Genomic DNA, 19,948 nt, shown 5'->3' on the forward strand with positions numbered 1-19,948 from the left:
CCCCGTGACCGACCCCCTGCACACGGACCTGCTCGACCTCGCCCAGGAAGCCGCCCGCCGCGCCGGCGCGCTGCTGCGGGACGGACGTCCGGCCGACCTCGCGGTCGCCGCGACCAAGTCCAGCCCCATCGACGTCGTCACCGAGATGGACATCGCGGCGGAGAAGCTCATCACGGGCCTGATCGCCGAGCACCGCCCGGACGACGGCATCCTCGGCGAGGAGGGCGCCGCCACGGAGGGCACGAGCGGCGTCCGCTGGGTGATCGACCCGCTCGACGGCACGGTGAACTACCTGTACGGGCTGCCCACCTGGGCCGTCTCCATCGCCGCCGAGCAGGACGGCGAGACCGTCGTCGGAGTCGTCACGGCCCCGATGCGCGGTGAGACGTTCCACGCCGTGCGCGGCCGCGGAGCCTGGGCCACCGGCGCCTGGGACGGCGAGCGCAGGCTGGCCTGCCGCCCCGCACCGCCCCTGGAGCAGGCGCTGGTGTCGACGGGCTTCAACTACGTCGCCGACGTCCGCGCCCATCAGGCCGATGTGGCCCAGCGGCTGATCCCGCTGCTGCGCGACATCCGGCGCGGCGGCTCGGCGGCGGTCGACCTGTGCGACGTCGCCGCGGGACGCCTCGACGGCTACTACGAGCGCGGCCTGCACCCGTGGGACCTCGCGGCGGGGGACCTGATCGCCCGGGAGGCGGGCGCGCTGACCGGTGGACGCCCCGGACAGCGCCCGTCCGGCGATCTGGCGGTAGCGGGTACCCCCGGCGTCTTCGAGCCCCTCCAGCGGCTCCTGGAGGATTTCGGAGCCTGGCACGACTGAGGAGGCGGGGGCTGCCCGGCCACCCCCTGACAGCGCGATGAACACCGGGTGAACGCGCCCCTGTGACAACGCGGCGGGCCCCGGCGCTGGATTCGCCGGGGCCCGCTTCCTACCGCGTGATCAGACGCTCGTCGCGCCGACCTGCACACCGTGCTCGGCGGCGAGACGGCGCAGGTCGTCGAGCTCGCCCTGCTCCACGTCGACGAGGAACTCGTCGCCCTCGTCGCGCGCCCGGGACAGATCGGACTCGGTCGCCCTTATGCGCTGCAGAAGTCCTGCGGTGAATGCGTCCATGCTGCGCCCCCTCGTCCTGGGTCGTGGGTCGATGGCACGGGGGTGTGCCGTTCGGAAGGGACGATCACGCCGCATGTGGATGCCCAGCGCCGGTCGGCCGGGCGGCGACGGTGCCGGACACCCACGCCCGCCCTGCGGAAAGCGGATTGTGATGCGCACCGCATGGTGGTGCGGCGCCAGCAGAGCGTGATCGTGGGATGTAAAGCCGTCCTCCCCAAGCTCCCTTCCGAGGAAACCTAACCGGAGGAGAAAATCTCGTATTCCCCCTGGGGCCAGATAGCTCTCACCCGCCTTACCTCCGACTTATGGCCGAAAAGGGCAGGATGGAGGGCAACACACCAAGCACTGTCGAAGACCCCTGCCCACGTGCGCCCGGTGAAGGGCTACGCGGGTGGACATGAGGAAGGACCAGCAACGTGCGCGTACTCGTCGTCGAGGACGAGCAGCTGCTCGCCGATGCGGTGGCCACCGGACTGCGCCGGGAGGCCATGGCCGTCGACGTCGTGTACGACGGTGCGGCCGCCCTGGAGCGCATCGGCGTCAACGACTACGACGTGGTCGTCCTCGACCGCGACCTCCCGGTCGTGCACGGTGACGACGTCTGCCGCAAGATCGTCGAACTGGGCATGCCCACGCGCGTGCTGATGCTGACGGCCTCCGGCGACGTCAGCGACCGGGTCGAGGGACTGGAGATCGGCGCCGACGACTACCTGCCCAAGCCGTTCGCCTTCAGCGAGCTCATCGCGCGGGTGCGAGCCCTCGGTCGGCGCACCAGCATGCCCCTGCCGCCCGTCCTGGAGCGCGCCGGGATCAAGCTCGACCCCAACCGGCGCGAGGTGTTCCGCGACGGGCAGGAGGTCCAGCTCGCTCCCAAGGAGTTCGCGGTCCTGGAGGTGCTGATGCGCAGCGAGGGCGCCGTCGTCTCCGCGGAGCAGCTCCTGGAGAAGGCGTGGGACGAGAACACCGACCCGTTCACGAACGTCGTCCGCGTGACCGTCATGACCCTGCGCCGCAAGCTGGGCGAGCCCCCCGTCATCGTCACCGTCCCCGGCTCCGGCTACCGGATCTGATACCCCGTGGCAACGAGCCCCGCGCCCCCGCAGGCGCCCCCCAAGCCCACCTGGGACCCCCGACGACCCGTGCCGCCCTTCCCGTGGCTGCGCCCGACCATCCGCATAAGGCTCACGCTGCTCTACGGCGGCATGTTCCTGATCGCCGGGATCCTGCTGCTGTCGATCATCTACCTGCTGGCCGCCCAGGCGCTGCACGTGGGCAGTGATCTGCCCTTCAAGATCGTCGAGGGCAAGGTCACCAGCGACATCTGCAACCTGCCTGACCAGGCCTCGCCGAGCGAGTTCAACAACGCCATGAACGCGTGCGTCAACGAGCAGCGTCGGCACGCCCTGGACGACCTGCTCAGCCGTTCCCTGCTGGCGCTGCTGGGCCTGGCCGTCATCGCCTTCGCCTTCGGCTACGCGATGGCCGGCCGCGTCCTGTCGCCGCTGGGCAGGATCACCCGCACCGCCCGAGCGGTGGCGGGCTCCGACCTGTCCCGCCGGATCGAGCTGGACGGCCCGGACGACGAGCTGAAGGAGCTGGCGGACACCTTCGACGACATGCTGGAGCGGCTGCAGCGCGCCTTCACGGCCCAGCAGCGCTTCGTCGGCAACGCCTCGCACGAGCTGCGAACGCCGCTGGCGATCAACCGCACGCTCCTGGAGGTGCACCTGTCCGATCCGAACGCGCCGATGGAGCTCCAGCAGCTCGGCAAGACGCTGCTGGCCACCAACGAGCGCAGCGAGCAGCTCGTCGAGGGCCTGCTGCTGCTCGCCCGCAGTGACAACCAGGTCGTCGAGCGGGGGCCCGTGGATCTCGCCGAGGTCGCCTCGCAGGCCATCGACCAGGTGCACGGCGAGGCCGAGAGCAAGGGCGTCGTGATCCGGGGGGAGCAGAAGCCCGCGGTCGTGCAGGGCAACGGCGTGCTGCTGGAACGGATCGCGCTCAACCTCGTGCAGAACGCCGTGCGCTACAACGTGGCGGAGGGCGGCTGGGTCGAGGTCACCACCGAGGTCCAGCACGGCCAGGCGGTCCTGGTCGTCTCCAACACGGGTCCGGTGGTGCCGGCGTACGAGATCGACAACCTCTTCGAGCCGTTCCGGCGGCTGCGCACGGAGCGGACGGGCAGCGACAAGGGCGTGGGGCTCGGGCTGTCCATCGTCCGGTCCGTGGCACGCGCGCACGGCGGGCACATCTATGCGCAGCCGCGTGAGGGGGGTGGACTCGTCATGCGCGTCACGCTGCCCATCTGAGATCATGTCGCCGATCAACTCGGCGGCACGCGGGGATGTTCGCTATGCGCGCAATTTCTGAGCCTTCACCGCGTGTGTACCGTGTGTGATCGATCACAGGGACGCCTTTCCGGCCATCTACTCTCCGTGATCATGCACGCTGTCGTAAAGCCGGGAAAATCCCGGTTTTCGGGGGTCTTGATCACGGGAAGTACACGGTGAGACGCCTTTGGCGCGCAGCATTCGGACCGTGTACGGTCCCCATCGCCATCCAAGCCGATCACTCGTCAGGAGTCCGGTTGGGTGTCGATTGAGTAACAGACCTTGATGTGAGGCAAAATCTCCGCCTCAGGTCGGGCACAAGTCCGGCCTCTCACGCGTTACGTGCGCTGGAGACACCGCAGACACCCAGAGGGGGAGAGCGACCATGGCAACCGATTACGACACTCCACGCAAGACCGACGACGACGTCGACTCGGACAGTCTCGAAGAGCTGAAGGCCCGGAGGAACGACAAGTCGGCTTCCGCCGTGGACGTCGACGAGTTCGAGGCCGCCGAAGGCCTCGAGCTGCCCGGAGCCGACCTCTCGAACGAGGAGCTGGCCGTCCGGGTGCTCCCGAAGCAGCAGGACGAGTTCACCTGCATGAGCTGCTTCCTGGTGCACCACCGCAGCCAGCTGGCCCGGGAGAAGAACGGTCAGCCGATCTGCCGCGACTGCGACTGAGGGCGGGTCGGCCGTGACTGGCTCGACCCCTCCCTGGAAGCGCCGCTTCTCCAAGCGAAAAGCGGACGAAGGGCCGATCGACGGCCCGCAGTACGGCGTGCGTGACGACGAGCGAGGCTCAACCGGTCCGGGGACGGCCTCGCTCGAACCCGCAGCGGACCGGGGTGACCTCCCGGCAACCGTGGACGTCCCCGCACCCGCCGCGAGACGGCGGGCGGGGGCGATCCGGGAGCGGGCCAGAGAAGGCGCCCGCAAGGGCGGCGACCGGGCCCGGGCCGGGCTCGCCTACCTCGCCGACCGGATCATCGAACTGGCCCCGCGCGTCCCCGTACGGGACCTGGCGACACTGCGCAGGCAGTTCCCGGGCCTCGGCCCCGAGGAGCTGGCGGACAAGCTCGTGGCGGGCGCGGCGAAGGCGACGGCGACGGTCGGAGCGGGTGTCGGCGCGGCCGCGATGCTCCCCGTGCCCCCGGCGATGCCGACGGAACTGGCCGCCGAGATCACCGGCGTCGCGGTGATCGAGCTGAAGCTGATCGCCGAACTGCACGAGGTCTACGGCGTGCGGCCGCCCGGCAATCTCAAGCAGCGCAGCACCGCGTACCTCGACTCGTGGTCGGGGGAGCGCGGGATCGACGCGTCCAAGCCGTCGACACTCAGCGCGGCGCTGAACAGCCGTATGAAACGCGAACTGCGGCAGCGGATCATGAAGCGCATGGTCCGCAGCATGCCGAACCTGATGCCGTTCCTGGTGGGCGCCGCCGTAGGGGCGGCCATGAACCGCGGCGAGACGAGAAAGCTCGCCGGCCGGATCAGAGGGGACCTGCGCAAGATCCAGGTGCCCTGGGAGGCCCTGGAGGCGCTCCCGGCCCTGGAACGTCCGGTGGACGCCCTGGAGATGGGGGAGATCACGCAGGACCCCATGGGCCGCCACGCTGACCACCGGCGCGACGGCGGACACGACGGCAAGCCCGGCGACGGACGCTGAGACCGGCACGGCGGCCGGGTGACGCCTCGTCCAGGTGTGCTACTCCGGCTTCGCCGTCCGCAGCGCCTCCGCCAGGCGCTCCGGCTCGCGCGTGGACAGGTACAGGTACGGAGTCGGATCCTCCGGGTCCGTGACCTCCACGCGCAGGGCCGTGGGGATGTAGGCGCGCAGCAGCATGAAGGCGCGCGGGTCGGCCTTGTGGGTGCGCCAGGCGCGGGTCTCCTCCGCGTCCAGGATCTCCGCCTCGCCCAGCGCCGTCAGCGGGATCTTCGCCTCGCCCGCGATCAGGGAGTCGCCGACCACGCGGATGCGCACCGAGCCGTACGAGCTCGCGGCGACGGCCGCGACAGCGGTGCCTCCGGCCAGGCCGCCGAGCATCGGCAGGGTGCCGAAGGGGAGCAGGATCAGGGCCATCGAGACGCCCACCAGGAACGAGATCAGCCACCAGGTCCGCGGAGCGGTCAGGCGTTCTTCGTACGGAGCGGCAGAGAGCTGCATGGGGCCTAGCTTGACACGGTGTCCGAAAGGGGCGGACGCGCGGGTAAGGTCTCCGGCTGTGAGTGGTACTTCCGCAGCTCTTCGACCCCCGGCCGACGCCGCGCAACCGGTGCGGCACCCGGACGCGCCCGCGCCCGGTGAGCTCCTCGGCGCGCACTACGGCGAGTGTTTCGGCTGTGGTGGCGACCAGCCGCACGGGCTGCACCTGGAGGCGCGGGCCGGCGAGGGCGTGTCGCTCACCGCTGAGTTCACCGTCCAGCCCGCCCATCAGGGCGCCCCGGGCCTCGCACACGGCGGTGTGCTCGCCTCCGCGCTGGACGAGACACTCGGTTCGCTGAACTGGCTGCTGCGCACGATCGCGGTGACCGGGCGGCTGGAGACCGACTTCGTACGGCCCGTGCCCGTCGGCACCACGCTGCACCTGGAGGCCGAGGTGACGGCCGTGGCGGGGCGGAAGATCTACTCCACGGCGACCGGCCGCGTCGGCGGTCCCGACGGGCCCGTCGCCGTGCGCGCCGACGCCCTCTTCATCGAGGTGAAGGTCGACCACTTCGTCGACCACGGCCGCCAGGAGGAGATCCAGGCAGCCATGAACGACCCGGACCAGGTCCGGCGCGCCCGTGCCTTCGAGGTGAACCCGTGAGCCGGCAGCCGCTGGACGTGCTGATCCGGCGGGTGGACCCGGACGTACCGCTTCCGTCGTACGCGCAGCCCGGGGACGCCGGGGCCGATCTGCGGACCACCGAGGCGTGCCGACTGGAGCCGGGCGAGCGGGCCGTGCTGCCCACGGGAGTGTCTGTGGCGCTGCCGGAGGGGTACGCAGCCTTCGTGCACCCGCGATCCGGTCTGGCCGCTCGCTGCGGCGTCGCCCTGGTGAATGCCCCGGGGACGGTTGATGCCGGGTACCGTGGGGAGATCAAGGTGATCGTGGTGAATCTCGACCCGCGCGAGGCCGTGCGGTTCGAGCGCTTCGACCGGATTGCCCAACTGGTGGTCCAGCAGGTCGAGAGGGTCCGCTTCCAGGAGGTGGCGGAACTTCCCGGCTCCGCGCGGGCCGAGGGGGGCTTCGGGTCCACCGGAGGCCATGCCGCGGTGGACGGGACGAGCGGCACAAGCGGTCAGGCCGCCCTGGGCGGTCAGGCGGGTGGGAATCGATACGCTTCGGTCGTATCCGACCGGGAAGGACAGTGACGTGTTCGGACGTCGCAAGAAGAGGGATGCCGCCGAGGACGCGGCCGGCGAGGCCGAGCAGGTCGTCGACGGTGTCGACACCGAGGCGGACGAAGAGCGCGAGCGCCTGAGGCTGGAGCCCGCGCCGCGCCCCGACGGCCCCTGGGACAGCTCCGAGGTCCGTGACCCGGGCGAAGGCCGGGTCGACCTGGGCGGTCTGTTCGTGCCGGGCGTCGAGGGCATGGAGCTCAGGGTCGAGGTCGCGGGCGACGCGATCGTGGCGGCGACGGTCGTGCTGCGTGACAGCGCCATCCAGCTGCAGGGCTTCGCCGCGCCCAAGCGCGAGGGCATCTGGGGCGAGGTGCGCGAGGAGATCGGCACCGGCATCACCCAGCAGGGCGGCATCGTCGACGAGGTCGAGGGACCGCTGGGCTGGGAGCTGCGCGCCCAGGTACCCGTACAGCTGCCGGACGGCACCGGCGGCTTCCAGGTCGTGCGGTTCGTCGGCGTGGACGGCCCCCGCTGGTTCCTGCGCGGGGTCATCTCGGGCCAGGGCGCCGTGCAGCCGCAGGCGGCAGGGCTGCTCGAGCAGATCTTCCGGGACACCGTCGTGGTCCGCGGCGAGGGCCCCATGGCGCCCCGCGACCCGATCGTCCTGAAGCTGCCGAACGACGCCCAGATGGTCCCCGAGGGCGTCCAGCAGGAGGAGGGCTCCCGTTTCGCGGGCGGAATGGGTCAGCTCCAGCGCGGACCGGAGATCACCGAGGTCCGCTGACCCCGCAGAGACAGCAGGGCCGTACCCACGGGGTGCGGCCCTTTCTCATGCCCGCTGGGAGGCGCGCCGGAGAGGCAATGCGCGCTGGAAAGGCAGGCGCGCCTGGAGAGGCAGGCGCGTTCGAGAGACATGCGGGCCGGAGAGGCGTGCGCGCTGGAGAGCGTGCGCGGAACCTTGACGGCGCATTGGTCTGTACCTACCGTCTCGGACCAACGCGTCTGTTCATAAAGGCGCTTTACGTTCACATACGAGAACGGAAGGCCCCCCACGCATGCGCAGAACCGCACTCCTCGCGGCCTCGGCCGCCCTCGTCGCCGGCGCCCTCACCTGGCCCGCCGACGCCGCACCCACCGCCCCAGCCGCCTTCGTCCACCCGGGAGTCACCGTCTCCCAGGGGCAGTTGGACTTCACCCGCTCCAAGGTCAACGCCGGCGCCCAGCCCTGGAAGAGCGCCTTCGACCAGATGACGGCGAGCAAGTACGCCGACCTGAACCGCACGCCCAAGCCCCGGGCGGTCGTCGAGTGCGGTTCGTACTCCAACCCCAACCACGGCTGCACGGACGAGCGTGAGGACGCGATCGCCGCGTACACCCAGGCCCTGGCCTGGTACATCACCCGCGACGAACGACACGCCCGCAAGGCGATCGAGCTGATGGACGCCTGGTCCGCAGTGATCCGGGACCACACCGACAGCAACGCGCCCCTGCAGACCGGCTGGGCCGGCTCCTCCTGGCCCAGGGCCGCCGAGATCATCAAGCACACGTACACCGGCACGTGGGCGAACTCCGGCCGCTTCGCCACCATGCTCCGCAACGTCTACCTGCCCGAGATCATCAACGGCTCGAACTCCAACGGGAACTGGGAGCTGTCGATGACGGAAGCCGCCGTCGGCATCTCCGTCTTCCTGGAGGACAGGGCGTCGTACGACAAGGCCATGGCGAAGTTCCGCGCACGTACGGCCGCCTACGTCTACCTGGAAGCCGACGGCGCGCTCCCCAGGACGGTGCCGAGCCAGAACCTGAACACCCGGGAGAAGATCGTCAGGTACTGGCAGGGGCAGTCGACCTTCGTGACCGGACTCAGCCAGGAGACCTGCCGCGACTTCACCCACACCGGCTACGGCCTCTCGGCCATCTCGCACGTCGCCGAGACCAGTCGCATCCAGGGGCAGGACCTCTACGCCACCGACGTGGGCGAGCGGCTGCGGCACGGGCTCGGCTTCCACGCCAGGTACCAGCTCGGCGCCGGTGCCGAGGGCTGGCTGTGCGGCGGCTCGCTGAGGCTCGGGCTCGGGCCGGTCTCCGAGGTCGGGCACAACGCCCTGGCCAACCGTCTCGGGCACGCCATGACCAACACCGCGACGCTGACCCGGCGGAACCGCCCCGCCGGCAGCAACAACCTCTTCGTTGCCTGGGAGACCCTCACCCACGGCGACAACCCCGGGTGAGCCCCTGACCGGCCGGGCGCCGGGCGGGGACCCGGCGCCCGGTCCGCCCGTGGGCCGGCGCGTCAGAGTTCCGTCAAAGTGCGGCCCCGAACCCCGTCCGGCCCGAGGATGGCCCGCCTTCCGGTCGTAAGGTCGACGCTGCGGAGGGCCGGTCGACGGGATCCGGTTCGCGTCGGCCGGCGCGGTCGGCCCGTCGGCGGAGCCCGCAGTCGGCAGACCACCGGAAGACAATGGGGCCATGGCACGCGGCAAGCTTCGGATCCACCTCGGCGCGGCACCGGGCGTCGGCAAGACGTACGCGATGCTGTCCGAGGCCCACCGACGTGTCGGGCGGGGCACGGACTGCGTGGTGGCCTTCGTCGAGCACCACGGCCGGCCCCGCACCGAAGTGATGCTGCACGGCCTGGAGCAGGTGCCGCGCCGGGAGCTGGAGTACCGCGGCGGCCTCTTCCCCGAGATGGACCTCGACGCCGTCCTCGCCCGCCGCCCCCAGGTCGCCCTGGTGGACGAACTCGCGCACACGAACGTCCCCGGCTCCCGCAACGCAAAGCGCTGGCAGGACGTGGAGGAACTGCTCGCCGCCGGGATCGACGTGATCTCGACCGTCAACATCCAGCACCTGGAGTCCCTCGGCGACGTCGTCGAGTCGATCACCGGCGTGCGGCAGCAGGAGACCGTGCCGGACGAGGTGGTGCGCCGGGCCGACCAGGTCGAGCTGGTCGACATGACGCCGGAGGCGCTGCGCCGGCGGATGGCGCACGGCAACGTCTACCAGCCCGACAAGGTCGACGCCGCCCTGTCGAACTACTTCCGTCCCGGCAACCTGACCGCCCTGCGCGAGCTGGCGCTGCTGTGGGTGGCCGACCGGGTCGACGCCTACCTCACCCAGTACCGCAGCGAGCACCGGGTGTCGAGGATCTGGGGCTCGCGCGAGCGGATCGTGGTCGGTCTGACCGGCGGTCCCGAGGGCCGCACGCTCATCCGCCGGGGCGCCCGGCTGGCCGAGAAGGGCGCCGGCGGTGAGGTCCTGGCCGTCTACATAGCCCGCAGCGACGGGCTGACCTCCGCCTCGCCCAAGGAACTGGCACTGCAGCGCACCCTGGTCGAAGACCTTGGCGGAACGTTCCACCATGTCGTCGGCGACGACATACCGGCCGCGCTGCTCGCCTTCGCCCGGGGCGTGAACGCCACCCAGATCGTGCTCGGCTCCTCGCGCCGCAAGACCTGGCAGTACGTCTTCGGACCCGGCGTCGGCGCGACGGTCGCCCGGGAGTCCGGACCCGACCTCGACGTCCACATCGTCACCCACGGCGAGGTCGCCAAGGGCCGCGGGCTGCCGGTGGCCCGGGGCGCGCGGCTCGGGCGCTCCCGGCGGGTCTGGGGCTGGATCGCCGGTGTCGTCGGCCCGCCTCTCCTCGCCGCGCTGCTCAGCGCCGTCGACCTCGGCCTCGCCAACGACATGCTGCTGTTCCTGGCACTGACGGTGGCGGCCGCCCTGCTCGGCGGGCTGCTGCCCGCCCTGGCGTCGGCGGCGGTGGGCTCCCTGCTGCTGAACTACTTCTACACACCGCCCCTGCACCGGTGGACCATCGCCGACCCGAAGAACATCGTCGCCATCGTGATCTTCGTGGCGGTCGGCGTGGCGGTGGCCTCCGTGGTCGATCTCGCCGCCCGCCGCACCCACCAGGCGGCCCGGCTGCGGGCCGAGTCCGAGATCCTGTCCTTCCTCGCCGGCAACGTGCTGCGCGGCGAGACGGGTCTGGAAGACCTGCTGGAACGCGTCCGGGAGACCTTCGGCATGGAGTCGGCGGCCCTGCTGGAACGGGCGAGCGACGTCGAGCCGTGGACCTGCGCCGGCCGCGTCGGCCGGGGACGTCCCGTCGAGCGGCCCGATCAGGCGGACGTGGACATGCCCGTCGGAGACCACATGGCGCTGGCGCTGACCGGCCGCGTGCTGCCCGCCGAGGACCGCAGGGTGCTGGCCGCCTTCGCCGCCCAGGCCGCCGTCGTCCTGGACCGCCGCCGGCTCCAGGAGGAGGCCGACCGGGCCCGCACGCTCGCCGAGGGCAACCGCATCCGCACGGCCCTGCTCGCAGCCGTCAGCCACGACCTCCGTACACCCCTCGCCGGGATCAAGGCGGCCGTGACCTCCCTGCGCTCCGAGGACGTCGAGTGGTCCGAGGAGGACCGGGCCGAACTGCTGGAGGGCATCGAGGAGGGTGCCGACCGCCTCGACCACCTCGTCGGCAATCTCCTCGACATGTCCCGCCTCCAGACCGGCACCGTCACCCCGCTGATCCGCGAGATCGACCTCGACGAGGTGGTGCCGATGGCGCTCGGCGGCGTCCCCGACGGCAGCGCCTGCCTGGACGTGCCCGAGACCCTGCCCATGGTCGCCGTGGACCCCGGGCTGCTGGAGCGGGCGGTGGCCAACCTCGTCGAGAACGCCGTCAAGTACAGTCCGCCCGGCGCGCCCGTACTGGTCGCCGCCAGCGCGCTGGCCGACCGGGTCGAGGTGCGGGTGGTCGACCGGGGGCCCGGCGTCCCCGACGAGGCCAAGGACCGCATCTTCGAGCCCTTCCAGCGCCACGGCGACGCCCCGCGCGGCGCGGGGGTGGGTCTGGGGCTCGCGGTGGCACGCGGCTTCGCCGAGGCCATGGGCGGCACACTGAACGCCGAGGACACCCCCGGCGGCGGGCTCACCATGGTCCTCTCCCTCCGCGCGGCGGGAACCCGCCCGGATCCCCACCCCACCGCAGAACCGGAAAGGCAGGCCTCATGACCCGCGTCCTGGTGGTCGACGACGAGCCGCAGATCGTGCGCGCCCTCGTGATCAACCTCAAGGCACGCACCTACGACGTTGACGCGGCCCACGACGGCGCCACCGCCCTCCGGCTCGCCGCCGCCCGCCACCCCGACGTGGTCGTCCTGGACCTGGGCCTGCCCGACATGGACGGCGTCGAGGTGATCAGGGGTCTGCGCGGCTGGACCCGGGTGCCGATCCTGGTGCTGTCCGCCCGGCACTCCTCCGACGAGAAGGTCGAGGCGCTGGACGCGGGGGCCGACGACTACGTCACCAAGCCGTTCGGCATGGACGAGCTGCTGGCCCGGCTGCGGGCCGCCGTGCGCCGGGCCGAGCCGGCCGGCGGCGAGGGCGACGTGATCGTCGACACCGGCGAGTTCACCGTCGACCTGGCCGCGAAGAAGGTCGACCGCGCCGGCAAGGACGTACGGCTGACGCCCACCGAGTGGCACCTGCTGGAGGTCCTCGTGCGCAACAGCGGCCGCCTGGTCGGGCAGAAGCAGCTGCTCCAGGAGGTGTGGGGGCCGTCGTACGGGACGGAGACGAACTATCTGCGCGTGTACATGGCGCAGTTGCGGCGGAAACTGGAAGCGGATCCCTCGCACCCCAAGCACTTCATCACCGAGCCGGGGATGGGGTATCGGTTCGAGAAGTGAGGGGTACCGCTTCGAAAACGGGCTCCTCGCCCATCGTCAGTAGGCCCCGGTACGCTTCAGACATGAGTGCTGTTCCTCGTTCCGAAAAGCCGGTGGGCAGGTTCCGGCGCATGCTCGACCGGCTCTCCTCGTCGCAGGAGGACCTGGAGTCCGAGGAACTGCGGGAGGACACCGAGACGGCCGGCTGCATCCGGATCGGAGACTGTCAGGACCGCCAGATAGTGACGGTTACTGGTACCTTGCGCACGGTCACCCTTCGGCCGCGCGCCGGAGTCCCCGCCCTGGAGGCCGAGCTGTTCGACGGCTCCGCCGCGCTGGACGTGGTGTGGCTCGGCAGGCGCTCCATCGTGGGGATAGAGCCCGGGCGCAAGCTGATCGCGTCGGGCCGGGTCTCGATGAGCCGGGGCCGCCGGGTGCTGTTCAATCCCAAGTACGAACTGAGACCCCTCGGACGGGAGTAGCCGGTGACGTCGCTCGACAAGCCGACCGAAGAGACATCTGCGGACGACGCCCGGGCGGTGACCGAGGCCGCCCTGTTCGAGGCGTTCGGCGGCGTGCGGGGCATGGTGGAGACGGTGCTTCCCGGCCTCCTCTTCGTCACCATCTTCACGATCAACAAGGACCTCCACCTGTCGGCGATCGCGGCGCTGGCCGTGTCGCTGGTGCTGGTCGTGGTCCGGCTGGTGATGAAGGACACCGTCAAGCACGCGTTCAGCGGTGTCTTCGGCGTGGCGTTCGGCGTGGTCTTCGCGATGATGACCGGCAACGCCAAGGACTTCTACCTGCCCGGCATGCTCTACACGCTGGGACTGGGCCTCGCCTACATCATCACCACGCTGTGCGGGGTGCCGCTGATCGGACTGATCCTCGGCCCGGTCTTCAAGGAGAACCTCTCCTGGCGCACCCGTAACCCGGGCCGCAAGAAGGCCTACGCGAAGGCCAGCTACGCGTGGGGCGCGATCCTGCTCGCCAAGTGCGCGATCCTCTTCCCGCTGTACTGGTGGGCGGACACCACACAGCTGGGCTGGGTCCTGGTCGCCCTGAAGATCCCGCCCTTCCTGCTCGCGGTGTACCTGACGTGGGTGTTCCTCGCCAAGGCACCCGCGCCGATCGACGTGTTCGCGGAGATGGAGGCGGAGGAGAAGGCCGCCGAGGAGCGGGAACGGCAGGCCGCTGCCCGGTCCGCCGAGCAGTGATCCTCCCGCGCTGACAGACACGGAAGGGGCGTCCCGAGTTCTCGGGACGCCCCTTCCGCCGACTCGGAGACCGCGCTCAGCTCGCCGCGTTCCGTCGCACCGACAGCAAATCCTCCAACTGCTCCTCGCGGGCCTGGGCGGCCACGAAGAGGAGCTCGTCGCCCGCCTCCAGGGAGTCCTCCCGCGAGGGGGTCAGCACGCGGTTGCCGCGGATGATCGTCACCAGGGACGTGTCCTGCGGCCAGTCGACGTCGCCGACCTGCGTGCCGGCCAGGGCCGACTCCTCCGGCAGGGTCAGCTCGACCAGGTTGGCGTCGCCGTGGCTGAAGCGGAGCAGACGGACCAGGTCGCCCACGCTCACCGCCTCCTCGACCAGGGCCGACATCAGACGCGGGGTGGAGACGGCCACGTCCACGCCCCAGGACTCGTTGAACAGCCACTCGTTCTTGGGGTTGTTCACGCGGGCGACGACGCGCGGGACGCCGTACTCCGTCTTGGCGAGGAGCGAGACGACCAGGTTCACCTTGTCGTCGCCGGTCGCGGCGATGACGACGTTGCAGCGCTGGAGCGCCGCCTCGTCCAGGGACGTGATCTCGCAGGCGTCGGCGAGCAGCCACTCGGCCTGCGGGACGCGTTCGACCGAGATGGCGGTCGGCGCCTTGTCGATCAGCAGGACCTCGTGGCCGTTCTCCAGCAGTTCGCCCGCGATCGAGCGGCCGACGGCGCCGGCTCCGGCAATGGCGACCCTCATCAGTGACCGCCCTCCTCTTCGGGACCCTTGGCGAACGCCGCCTCGACCTTGTCGACCTCGTCGGTGCGCATCATCACGTGCACCAGGTCGCCCTCCTGCAGCACCGTCTGCGAGGTGGGCAGGACCGCCTCGCCGAGCCGGGTCAGGAACGCGACGCGCACGCCGGTCTCCTCCTGGATCCGGCTGATCTTGTGGCCGACCCAGGCGGTGGAGGCGTGCACCTCGGCGAGCTGGACACCGCCGGTGGGGTCGCGCCACAGCGGCTCGGCGCCGGAGGGGAGCAGACGGCGCAGCATCTGGTCTGCCGTCCAGCGGACGGTCGCGACGGTGGGAATGCCCAGGCGCTGGTAGACCTCCGCGCGGCGGGGGTCGTAGATGCGGGCGGCGACGTTCTCGATGCCGAACATCTCGCGGGCCACGCGTGCGGCGATGATGTTGGAGTTGTCACCGCTGGAGACGGCGGCGAAGGCGCCGGCCTCCTCGATGCCCGCCTCGCGCAGGGTGTCCTGGTCGAAGCCGACACCGGTGACCCGGCGGCCGCCGAACGAGGAGCCCAGCCGGCGGAAGGCCGTGGGGTCCTGGTCGACCACGGCGACCGTGTGCCCCTGTTGCTCCAGGTTCTGGGCCAGTGCGGAACCCACCCTTCCGCAACCCATGATCACAATATGCATCGCGTCACACCGCGCTTCCTGCAGGCCCTCTGGGCTTCATGAATGTCGTGCTCATGTCTCTCTCTCGGCTCGCCAGGCATCACGTCGCGGCCTGCGTGCGGGCCGCCGGGCAACATCATGCCGGTGGAATCACGCCATGATGCCCTCCGGGGGCGATGCCGCGTTCGGCTGCCCGACTCCAACGTATCCGCAAAGCCGAGGGCGTTGCCGAGGCCCTGCCCGGCCCCTGGCCCGGGGAGGAACCCGTCATGAGCCACGAGAACGGGAGCCGAAAGGCGGGGGCGGCGGAGCCGGAGCGGTCCGAGCAGCCGGGGCCCCGAACGCCTAGCGCGCCCCCGGTGACACGTCCTTGCGGCGGCTGATGCTGCGCACGCTCGCCAGCGTCAGGATTCCGAGGGCGACAAGAGTGGCCGCGGCGCCGATCAGCTGGGCGGGGGTGTGCATGGGACCTCCAGGGGCGGCAACGGCCGGGAAGCGGACGGGGCTTAGTCATATAGGCATGAGAAGGGGGTGACCTGCGGAATCCTCAGCCGCATGCGCCTCTGAATTCACTCGGAGAGCAGACGGAACGCCGTTGGGGGGTGGCGGGTGGGCGACCTCGCAATCGAACGCCTACGATCCTCTGTTGTGTCCAAACTGACCGACGTGCCCAAACGGATCCTGATCGGGCGCGCACTGCGCAGTGACCGGCTGGGCGAAACGCTCCTGCCGAAGCGCATCGCACTCCCCGTCTTCGCCTCCGACCCGCTCTCCTCCGTGGCGTACGCGCCCGGCGAGGTGCTACTGGTCCTGTCGATCGCGGGAGTGACGGCGTACCACTTCAGCCCGTGGATCGCCGTCGCGGTCGTCGTGCTGATGTTCACCGTGGTCGCCTCGTACCGGCAGAACGTGCACGCCTACCCCAGCGGCGGCGGCGACTACGAGGTGGCGAACACCAACCTCGGGCCCAAGGCCGGCCTGACGGTCGCGAGTGCGCTGCTCGTGGACTACGTCCTCACCGTCGCGGTGTCGATCTCCTCCGGCATCGAGAACCTCGGCTCCGCCGTCCCCTTCGTTGTCGAGCACAAGGTGCTCTGCGCGATCGGGGTGATCGTGCTGCTGACCCTGATGAACCTGCGCGGGGTGAAGGAGTCCGGCTCGCTGTTCGCGATCCCGACCTACGTGTTCGTCGCGGGCGTCTTCACCATGATCGCCTGGGGGGCCTTCCGCGGACTGGTCCTGGACGACACCATGCGGGCCCCGACGGCGGACTACGTCATCAAGCCCGAGCATCAGGGCCTGGCCGGCTTCGCCCTGGTCTTCCTGCTGCTGCGCGCCTTCTCCTCCGGCTGCGCCGCCCTCACCGGCGTCGAGGCCATCTCCAACGGCGTCCCGGCCTTCCGCAAGCCCAAGTCGAAGAACGCCGCGACCACCCTCGCGATGATGGGCCTGCTGGCCGTCACCATGTTCTGCGGCATCATCGCGCTGGCCGCCGCGACCGACGTCCGCATGGCCGAGAACCCGGCCAAGGACCTCATCCACAACGGCGTCCCACTCGGCCCGGACTACGTGCAGAACCCGGTGATCTCCCAGGTGGCCGAGGCCGTCTTCGGCAAGGGCAGCTTCCTGTTCATCATCCTGGCCGCCGCCACCGCGCTGGTCCTGTTCCTCGCCGCCAACACCGCCTACAACGGCTTCCCGCTGCTCGGCTCGATCCTCGCCCAGGACCGCTACCTGCCGCGCCAGCTGCACACCCGCGGCGACCGGCTGGCCTTCTCCAACGGCATCGTGCTCCTCGCGGGCGCCGCCGCACTGCTGGTGGGAATCTACGGAGCCGACTCCACCCGCCTGATCCAGCTGTACATCGTCGGCGTGTTCGTGTCCTTCACGCTCAGCCAGACCGGCATGGTCCGGCACTGGAACCGCCACCTGGCCACCGAGAAGGACCAGGCCAAGCGCCGCCACATGGTCCGCTCCCGCGCCATCAACGCCTTCGGCGCCTTCTTCACCGGCCTGGTGCTGGTGGTCGTCCTCGTCACCAAGTTCACCCACGGCGCGTGGGTCGCCCTGCTCGGCATGGTGATCTTCTTCGCGACGATGACGGCCATCCGGAAGCACTACGATCGGGTCGCCGCCGAGATCGCCGCCCCCGAGGGCCCGAGCGACGACAGTGTGCGGCCCTCCCGCGTCCACTCGGTCGTGCTGATCTCCAAGATCCACCGCCCGACGCTGCGCGCCCTGGCCTACGCCAAGCTGATGCGCTCGGACACCCTGGAGGCCGTCAGCGTCAACGTCGACCCGACGGAGACCAAGGCCCTGCGCGAGGAGTGGGAGCGGCGCGGCATCGACGTACCGCTGAAGGTCCTGGACTCGCCCTACCGCGAGATCACGCGGCCGATCATCGAGTACGTCAAGAGCCTGCGCAAGGAGTCGCCGCGCGACGCGGTGTCGGTGATCATCCCCGAGTACGTCGTCGGCCACTGGTACGAGCACCTGCTGCACAACCAGAGCGCCCTGCGGCTGAAGGGTCGGCTGCTGTTCACGCCCGGGATCATGGTGACCTCGGTGCCGTACCAGCTGCAGTCCTCCGAGGCGGCCAAGCGCCGGGCCCGCAGGCAGCAGGACTGGAACGCGCCGGGCTCCGTGCGCCGGGGTCCCGCGCAGGTGCGGTCGAAGGAGTCCTCCGAGCCCAAGTCCTGAGGAACTTCCGGAGCGACGGCTCGTGTGAAACGGCCGGGCGGCAGCCACGTAGACTGGTGGGCTGTTGTCCGGCCGTTTTCGTTCGGCCTTTCCCCCTCACGCGTTTTGGAGTCACTCCGCCATGCAGGCAGAACCGAGGAAGTCGCTGGTGGGGGAGGAGTACGAGGTCGAGGTCGGCCCCGTCGCCCACGGCGGCCACTGCATCGCCCGCACGTCCGAGGGCCAGGTGCTGTTCGTACGGCACGCGCTGCCCGGGGAGCGGGTCGTGGCGCGGGTGACGGAGGGCGAGGAGGGCGCGCGGTTCCTGCGTGCCGACGCCGTGACGGTGCTGGACGCGTCCAAGGACCGCATCGACGAGCCCTGCCCGTTCGCCGGCCCCGGCCGCTGCGGCGGCTGCGACTGGCAGCACGCCAAGCCGGGCGCGCAGCGGCGTCTGAAGGCCGACGTCATCGCCGAACAGCTCCAGCACCTCGCCGGGCTCACCCCGGAGGAGGCCGGATGGGACGGCACGGTGCTGCCCGCCGAGGGCGACAAGGTGCCCGCGGGCCAGGTACCGGCGTGGCGCACCCGCGTCCAGTACGCCGTCACCGCCGACGGCCGGGCGGGCCTGCGCCGGCACCGCTCGCACGAAGTGGAGCCGATCGACCACTGCATGATCGCGGCGGAGGGCGTCAGCGAGCTGGGCATCGAGAAGCGGGTCTGGACGGGCATGGACTCCGTCGAGGCGATCGCGGCGACGGGCTCCCAGGACCGCCAGGTGATCCTCACGCCGAAGCCGGGTGCGCGCCTGCCGCTGGTCGAGCTCGACCGCCCGGTCTCCGTCCTGCGCGTGGACGAGCGCTCCGGCGGCGTCCACCGCGTGCACGGCCGCCCCTTCGTCCGCGAACGTGCGGACGGCCGCACGCACCGGGTCGGCAACGGCGGCTTCTGGCAGGTCCACCCGAAGGCGGCCGACACGCTGGTGACGGCCGTGATGCAGGGCCTGCTCCCGCGCAAGGGCGACATGGCCCTCGACCTCTACTGCGGCGTCGGCCTCTTCGCCGGGGCCCTGGCCGACCGCGTCGGCGACCAGGGCGCCGTCCTCGGCATCGAGTCGGGCAAGCGGGCGGTGGAGGACGCGCGGCACAACCTCGCGGACTTCGAGCGGGTGCGGATCGAGCAGGGCAAGGTCGAGAGCGTGCTGCCGCGCACCGGGATCTCGGAGGTCGACCTGATCGTGCTGGACCCGCCGCGGGCGGGGGCGGGCCGCAAGACGGTCCAGCACCTGGCCTCGCTGGGGGCGCGGCGGATCGCGTACGTGGCGTGTGATCCGGCTGCGCTGGCGCGGGACTTGGGGTATTTCCGGGACGGGGGGTATCGGGTGCGGACGCTGCGGGCGTTCGATCTGTTCCCGATGACCTCGCACGTGGAGTGCGTGGCGATTCTTGAGCCTGCGGCAAAGGGCACCTGACCTGCTGATTTATCGATTCCCCAGGTTGCGGGCGGGGCATGCTGACATGTTTCCGTAGGTCCACCGTGTAGAGCATGCTGCAGGTTCTCCGCCTCGTGTCTCACCTGCGGTTTCGCAGCGGGGGCGTGGCTCGAGAACGCTCTGCCTCAACTCCGTAAGGGACGGGTTCGGGAAATGTCTTGACGCTCGTTCGACGCTGTTCCTGACGAAGCGTGAGGTGGTCGTCCTCGATCAGATGGCGCGGGTCAGTCGACTTGTCGGGCGCAACCCGTCGAGCAGCGCGTTGGCCTCGAAGTTCCCCGGTGGTTGACACCGCGCTCGCCGGGTGGGAAACCGACCCCTCCTTGAGGCTGTGCGGAGCGCCCGCTCGGAGAGCGGACCCCCATTCCGGCGAACATCAGCCGATGGGGGGTGCGGGCCTTTCCGCACCCCGGCCCGCCACCCACCCCCATTGCGCACCGTGGCGCGCGCACGGTACGGCCGGGCACTGGCGCAGCTCGGGCGCCAAAGGCGGCGTGCCCTCACCCGGCGGGCGAAGGGGAGCGCCTCCCGGCAGGTCGGCTGACCGCCGGATGCGGCGTACGGGTATCCGGCGACGCATGGCGCGCTGACCTGCTCACGCCAGCTTCCCCACGCCCGAGGACATGGAGGCCAGCGTAGAGGGACACACCAGGGGTCGGCTCCAATTGATCACCATGCCGATGGGGTCGCAGCCTGCCCGGCGACTGATCTCCCTCAGGG

The 19,948-nt window shown here is 70.8% G+C and carries 19 protein-coding genes; 15 read left to right on the forward strand and 4 right to left on the reverse strand.

Annotated elements, in window-relative coordinates:
• The first annotated feature begins 4 nt into the window (after positions 1–4).
• Positions 5–820: an inositol monophosphatase family protein gene (locus ABT116_RS03565; RefSeq protein WP_351627204.1), complete on the forward strand. Its 816-nt coding sequence runs from the start codon at positions 5–7 to the stop codon at positions 818–820.
• 120 nt (positions 821–940) lie between these two features.
• Here the strand turns inward: ABT116_RS03565 and ABT116_RS03570 are convergent, their stop codons facing one another.
• Positions 941–1,114, reverse strand: a complete 174-nt coding sequence (locus ABT116_RS03570) for a hypothetical protein (protein ID WP_167526644.1) — start codon at positions 1,112–1,114, stop codon at positions 941–943.
• 416 nt (positions 1,115–1,530) lie between these two features.
• Between ABT116_RS03570 and ABT116_RS03575 the strand changes: the two genes are divergently transcribed.
• The 4 genes from ABT116_RS03575 to ABT116_RS03590 all read left to right on the forward strand — a co-directional run bounded on the left by ABT116_RS03575 (position 1,531) and on the right by ABT116_RS03590 (position 5,111).
• On the forward strand, positions 1,531–2,184 hold the full coding sequence (locus ABT116_RS03575; RefSeq protein WP_351627207.1) for a response regulator transcription factor: 654 nt from the start codon (positions 1,531–1,533) through the stop codon (positions 2,182–2,184).
• Positions 2,185–2,190: 6 nt separating this feature from the next.
• A complete protein-coding gene (locus ABT116_RS03580) occupies positions 2,191–3,423 on the forward strand; it encodes a sensor histidine kinase (RefSeq protein ID WP_351627210.1) in 1,233 nt (410 codons plus the stop codon).
• Between the two features lie 406 nt (positions 3,424–3,829).
• Positions 3,830–4,126 carry a DUF4193 domain-containing protein gene (locus ABT116_RS03585; protein WP_003993510.1) on the forward strand — a complete coding sequence of 99 codons (297 nt, stop codon included), beginning with the start codon at positions 3,830–3,832 and terminating at the stop codon, positions 4,124–4,126.
• 13 nt (positions 4,127–4,139) lie between these two features.
• Positions 4,140–5,111 (forward strand): hypothetical protein, encoded by a 972-nt coding sequence (locus ABT116_RS03590; RefSeq protein WP_351627212.1) that lies wholly within the window; start codon positions 4,140–4,142, stop codon positions 5,109–5,111.
• A 39-nt stretch (positions 5,112–5,150) separates the two neighbouring features.
• Here the strand turns inward: ABT116_RS03590 and ABT116_RS03595 are convergent, their stop codons facing one another.
• Positions 5,151–5,609 carry a DUF3093 domain-containing protein gene (locus ABT116_RS03595; protein ID WP_351627214.1) on the reverse strand — a complete coding sequence of 153 codons (459 nt, stop codon included), beginning with the start codon at positions 5,607–5,609 and terminating at the stop codon, positions 5,151–5,153.
• A 58-nt stretch (positions 5,610–5,667) separates the two neighbouring features.
• Between ABT116_RS03595 and ABT116_RS03600 the strand changes: the two genes are divergently transcribed.
• From ABT116_RS03600 to ABT116_RS03635, 8 genes are all read left to right on the forward strand, one after another.
• Entirely contained in the window at positions 5,668–6,252 is a 585-nt protein-coding gene (locus ABT116_RS03600) for a PaaI family thioesterase (protein WP_351627221.1), read from the forward strand.
• The gene (dut, locus tag ABT116_RS03605; protein ID WP_351627224.1) at positions 6,249–6,800 is read left to right on the forward strand and encodes a dUTP diphosphatase; all 552 of its coding nucleotides are present in this window, start codon (positions 6,249–6,251) and stop codon (positions 6,798–6,800) included. The genes ABT116_RS03600 and dut overlap by 4 nt, the downstream gene beginning before the upstream one ends.
• 1 nt (position 6,801) lies before the next feature.
• Entirely contained in the window at positions 6,802–7,554 is a 753-nt protein-coding gene (locus ABT116_RS03610) for a DUF3710 domain-containing protein (RefSeq protein WP_351627227.1), read from the forward strand.
• A 271-nt stretch (positions 7,555–7,825) separates the two neighbouring features.
• Positions 7,826–9,001, forward strand: a complete 1,176-nt coding sequence (locus tag ABT116_RS03615) for an alginate lyase family protein (protein WP_351627230.1) — start codon at positions 7,826–7,828, stop codon at positions 8,999–9,001.
• 238 nt (positions 9,002–9,239) lie between these two features.
• The gene (locus ABT116_RS03620; protein WP_351627233.1) at positions 9,240–11,783 is read left to right on the forward strand and encodes a sensor histidine kinase; all 2,544 of its coding nucleotides are present in this window, start codon (positions 9,240–9,242) and stop codon (positions 11,781–11,783) included.
• Positions 11,780–12,460, forward strand: a complete 681-nt coding sequence (locus ABT116_RS03625; RefSeq protein ID WP_351627236.1) for a response regulator — start codon at positions 11,780–11,782, stop codon at positions 12,458–12,460. The genes ABT116_RS03620 and ABT116_RS03625 overlap by 4 nt, the downstream gene beginning before the upstream one ends.
• A gap of 62 nt (positions 12,461–12,522) precedes the next feature.
• Complete coding sequence (locus ABT116_RS03630; RefSeq protein WP_351627238.1) at positions 12,523–12,921, forward strand: OB-fold nucleic acid binding domain-containing protein; 399 nt, start codon at positions 12,523–12,525, stop codon at positions 12,919–12,921.
• Between the two features lie 3 nt (positions 12,922–12,924).
• Positions 12,925–13,656, forward strand: coding sequence for a DUF3159 domain-containing protein (locus tag ABT116_RS03635; RefSeq protein WP_351627240.1), 732 nt, complete (start codon positions 12,925–12,927; stop codon positions 13,654–13,656).
• Positions 13,657–13,732: 76 nt separating this feature from the next.
• Here the strand turns inward: ABT116_RS03635 and ABT116_RS03640 are convergent, their stop codons facing one another.
• Complete coding sequence (locus ABT116_RS03640) at positions 13,733–14,407, reverse strand: potassium channel family protein (RefSeq protein WP_344462869.1); 675 nt, start codon at positions 14,405–14,407, stop codon at positions 13,733–13,735.
• Complete coding sequence (locus ABT116_RS03645; RefSeq protein WP_351627244.1) at positions 14,407–15,078, reverse strand: potassium channel family protein; 672 nt, start codon at positions 15,076–15,078, stop codon at positions 14,407–14,409. The genes ABT116_RS03640 and ABT116_RS03645 overlap by 1 nt, the downstream gene beginning before the upstream one ends.
• Before the next feature lie 627 nt (positions 15,079–15,705).
• On the opposite strand from ABT116_RS03645, the gene ABT116_RS03650 reads away from it, so the two are divergent.
• Positions 15,706–17,757: an APC family permease gene (locus ABT116_RS03650; RefSeq protein ID WP_351627246.1), complete on the forward strand. Its 2,052-nt coding sequence runs from the start codon at positions 15,706–15,708 to the stop codon at positions 17,755–17,757.
• Between the two features lie 121 nt (positions 17,758–17,878).
• Positions 17,879–19,207 carry a class I SAM-dependent RNA methyltransferase gene (locus tag ABT116_RS03655; RefSeq protein WP_351627249.1) on the forward strand — a complete coding sequence of 443 codons (1,329 nt, stop codon included), beginning with the start codon at positions 17,879–17,881 and terminating at the stop codon, positions 19,205–19,207.
• Positions 19,208–19,948 lie beyond the last annotated feature (741 nt).

Origin of the sequence: Streptomyces sp. NPDC002130, assembly GCF_040296465.1 — a bacterium.
GTDB lineage: Bacteria > Actinomycetota > Actinomycetes > Streptomycetales > Streptomycetaceae > Streptomyces.

Coding starts and splice junctions, on each gene's coding strand:
- ABT116_RS03570 (WP_167526644.1), bottom strand. CDS start 1,114: ATGGACGCATTCACCGCAGGACTTCTGCAGCGCATAAGGGCGACCGAG.
- ABT116_RS03585 (WP_003993510.1), top strand. CDS start 3,830: ATGGCAACCGATTACGACACTCCACGCAAGACCGACGACGACGTCGAC.
- ABT116_RS03595 (WP_351627214.1), bottom strand. CDS start 5,609: ATGCAGCTCTCTGCCGCTCCGTACGAAGAACGCCTGACCGCTCCGCGG.
- ABT116_RS03615 (WP_351627230.1), top strand. CDS start 7,826: ATGCGCAGAACCGCACTCCTCGCGGCCTCGGCCGCCCTCGTCGCCGGC.
- ABT116_RS03620 (WP_351627233.1), top strand. CDS start 9,240: ATGGCACGCGGCAAGCTTCGGATCCACCTCGGCGCGGCACCGGGCGTC.
- ABT116_RS03625 (WP_351627236.1), top strand. CDS start 11,780: ATGACCCGCGTCCTGGTGGTCGACGACGAGCCGCAGATCGTGCGCGCC.
- ABT116_RS03630 (WP_351627238.1), top strand. CDS start 12,523: ATGAGTGCTGTTCCTCGTTCCGAAAAGCCGGTGGGCAGGTTCCGGCGC.
- ABT116_RS03640 (WP_344462869.1), bottom strand. CDS start 14,407: ATGAGGGTCGCCATTGCCGGAGCCGGCGCCGTCGGCCGCTCGATCGCG.
- ABT116_RS03645 (WP_351627244.1), bottom strand. CDS start 15,078: ATGCATATTGTGATCATGGGTTGCGGAAGGGTGGGTTCCGCACTGGCC.
- ABT116_RS03655 (WP_351627249.1), top strand. CDS start 17,879: ATGCAGGCAGAACCGAGGAAGTCGCTGGTGGGGGAGGAGTACGAGGTC.